Below are 2,693 nucleotides of genomic sequence, written 5' to 3' on the forward strand. Positions count from 1 at the left end.
AGTGGCACAGTTACATCGGTATAGGTGGCACAACATGAGTCAGCCTATCCAAAATGCTCAAACTTCTCTATGAGATTGTAAACTTCAATGACATATTTTTCATATTTATCTGCGCTTACTTTAAAAAGTCCTTTCCTTTTTGGAGTCCGCTTAATTAAGTGAAGAAGTCTGTTTAAATCTTTATCTGTTTGGTCATAAGGAAATTCATCTTCAATCAATCGTATCGGTTTCTTTCCCGAGTAAAATTGTCTGGCAAGATATGCCGCATACTTTCTATTATTCTCACTAGTTTCCATCTGTGGTAAATGCACTACAACGTGTTGAACATGGTGCGATTGGATTTTTGAAACCTTTATTTTCCAATCTACTCCTTGTTTTATTTATAGCTAATATCGTCATTTATTACTCTGTTTTCCAATTGCACTATGTTTTGTGTTAGCCACCGTATTTAATTCGGTATTCAAGATTCATCTCATATCCCTCTGATGATGAATTCATGCCAGATTTAATACTAATTCTTATTATTTTTCCACTTGTCTTATCAATATTGTATTTGATGCTATTAAATATTTCCAGTTTTTCAATACTGGCTTCTGTATTTTCGGAATCAGAATCATCTATTAAAACTTTTTTAATTTCATCTGAATCAGAATGAACACAAATCTCTATTTGTTGAATTTCATTTGATAATGATTTGGTTTTATAGAATAAGGTATCGTTTAATGAGATATTTAAATGCGATAAATGGACTTCATGAGGATAGTCATATCCTTTTGTCAAATTTATTGTATATCCTTCAAAGATTGGACTCAGCAGAATAATACACTTATTAATAATTTCAAGATTTTCTTTTGGAATTGAAACATCTTTATAATAAACCATATTATTTGATGGATTTATGTGTAAATCTGTTTTTGCTTTGTCAATTTTAGGTTTATATTTTTCTGACAATTCAGAAATATAATCAAGGTTATCTATTTTTGGATTTGACATTCTAAAATCACATTCAAAATCGTATTGTTGTTCTTTTATAAAGTCATAATACAATGCATTTAATGATTCGAAATTTGAAAATTCCATTTTTGGAATAAACTCAGTTAAAGATACTGCATAATTATCATTCTCCTGAGGCTTTACAAAAGCTTTATATGACAAATACTCATTGGTGTCAATTTCTAATTCTAAGCCCTCAGATTGGCTCATCGTTGTATTTAGGTATTCAATACTCAATTCTATTTCTTTATCGAAAATAGATTTATTTGGAACTAAATCCTGACTAAATCCTTTGATAATTAAAATCAAGCTTATAGTGAATAATAAAACTCTCATTTGTATTTGTTTATATGGTGGCTAACGTTTGGAACATGGTGCGTTTGGATTTTTGAAACCTTTTCTTTCCAAACTACTCCTCATTTTATTTATTGCTAATTTCGTCATTTATTACTCTAATTTCCAAATGCAATATGTTTTTTGTTAGCTACCGTACTTACTTTCATATATTTTGCAAACATTGATAGTTTCATAAAGAGCAGAAAAGTTTAAATACAAATTCCAATCTTGGTTATAGTTTTGCTGAGATCCATGTAAAATTAAATCTCTATCATCTTTAAATCTACCTTTCAAAAAATCTAACCTAGTATTCAAATCAACATTGATAATATCATCATTTAAGTAATGTTGTTGACGCTCTTTTTTTGTTCTACTTTCTCCTAAAATCAATGACAATTGGGTTGATTCAATTTCCAAATCTTTTTTCCAGTTTACATCGCGTAACAATTGATTAAGAGAATTGTATTTCTCTTCTTTGAAATCTGAACCTAGTTCATGTGGGCTAGCCAAAAAAGTAGCTAATTTTCTCACTATTCCTTCTATACTAGTCATCGTTATTAAACTACATCCTCTATTAAGTTTTTTCTTGTAACATTCTACAGCTTCGGTTATGTTTGGATGAAATTCTGAAAGCAAGCTTGACTTTTTCAAATATGGCAGAACATCTTTCTTTATGCGTTTTAGAACGACTGGTAAATGTTTGCCTAGTTCATTTAAGTTTAATTTTCCTTTTGATATCTCGACAGCTTGTGCAACAGTTACGTCAGGTGCCCATAATATATTTGTGGAAATCGCAATATGAAAAGAGTTTGTTATCAAGAAAATTAAATCTAAATAAAATGGCTGATTAAAGAATCCAAGGGATTTTCCTGCCTTATTTTCAAGTTCATGACAATGTGTTTCAATTTTTTCTTTGTCTAGTTCAGCAATTAATTCGTCTGCGTATTTGGAGAGGTTCTCTAAGCATATATCGGATTTAATCTTTTGTCTGTTAGTTAATGAATCTAATCCAGGTGCTTCTGCCAATTCTACTACTTGATTCATGCAAATGTTTATAGCCTGTTTCAGGCCTTTTTCTCTTTCTTGACAATTTTTTTTAAATTTTGATTTTTCATCAACAGAAGTGAAAATTTCTTTTTCAAGACTGTCAATTACTTTTCCAATTGTAAGTTCTTTTGATTTCATTTGTATGGTAGCTAACGTTGAGTATATGCAAAGTAGGCGATTTCGGGCCTTAAACTTATCAAACCGTTATAAAGTTGAAGCGTGCTACAACCGTTGAATTTACTACTATCCCGCCTATTTTGTATATACATTGTTGAACTAAACCTCCCCAAAGGGAGGTAGCTTTCGATTTAAATTCG

3 protein-coding genes are annotated in these 2,693 nt (G+C 30.3%); all 3 read right to left on the reverse strand.

What is annotated here, in order from left to right:
- Nucleotides 1–44: 44 nt before the first annotated feature.
- Nucleotides 45–311, reverse strand: a complete 267-nt coding sequence (locus HNS38_RS19900) for a hypothetical protein (protein WP_172346987.1) — start codon at nt 309–311, stop codon at nt 45–47.
- Nucleotides 312–435: 124 nt separating this feature from the next.
- Nucleotides 436–1,329: a hypothetical protein gene (locus tag HNS38_RS19905; protein ID WP_172346988.1), complete on the reverse strand. Its 894-nt coding sequence runs from the start codon at nt 1,327–1,329 to the stop codon at nt 436–438.
- A gap of 144 nt (nt 1,330–1,473) precedes the next feature.
- Nucleotides 1,474–2,514: a hypothetical protein gene (locus HNS38_RS19910; protein WP_172346989.1), complete on the reverse strand. Its 1,041-nt coding sequence runs from the start codon at nt 2,512–2,514 to the stop codon at nt 1,474–1,476.
- Nucleotides 2,515–2,693 lie beyond the last annotated feature (179 nt).

It is taken from the genome of Lentimicrobium sp. L6, from assembly GCF_013166655.1.
Classification (GTDB): domain Bacteria; phylum Bacteroidota; class Bacteroidia; order Bacteroidales; family UBA12170; genus UBA12170.

Bases quoted from the DNA above. Each gene is read 5' to 3' on its own strand.
- HNS38_RS19910 (WP_172346989.1), bottom strand. From the start codon at position 2,514: ATGAAATCAAAAGAACTTACAATTGGAAAAGTAATTGACAGTCTTGAA.
- HNS38_RS19905 (WP_172346988.1), bottom strand. From the start codon at position 1,329: ATGAGAGTTTTATTATTCACTATAAGCTTGATTTTAATTATCAAAGGA.